Raw genomic sequence first — 354 nt, forward strand, 5'->3', positions numbered from 1 at the left:
GATATTTTGAAAGCGTGGCTTTGGCTTTCATGCCGGCTTCCACCTGTTTTGCATAATCCTCGTTGTGCTGGCGGAACACCTGCATCAGTGTATGGCAGCGGTGTTCCAGTCCGAGAAAGGCATTCTTCACTTTTTCAGCCGTCACAAAATTGTCACGCTCCATGATTTCCTGATAATGCCTGTTGATGCTCACACGCATCTTGTCAAGCAGGCGGTTTGTTTCAAGTGCGGCTGAACTTCTTCCCGTGACACGTCCGCCTTTCGTGTCCCACAATTTGGGATCGACCGAAAGTTTGCTGCTGAATTGCGTCTGTGTTCCGTCCACTGTGATACGTCCCATAACCGGTACTGTAC

Annotated in this window: 1 protein-coding gene; it reads right to left on the reverse strand. The window is 50.0% G+C overall.

From position 1 onward, the window contains the following. Nucleotides 1–354 (reverse strand): Arm DNA-binding domain-containing protein (locus I6E24_RS16790; RefSeq protein ID WP_235329849.1); only part of this gene is annotated, 354 nt, incomplete at both ends.

The organism is Bacteroides caecigallinarum (assembly GCF_021530995.1).
GTDB classification, from domain to species: Bacteria; Bacteroidota; Bacteroidia; order Bacteroidales; family Bacteroidaceae; genus Phocaeicola; species Phocaeicola faecigallinarum.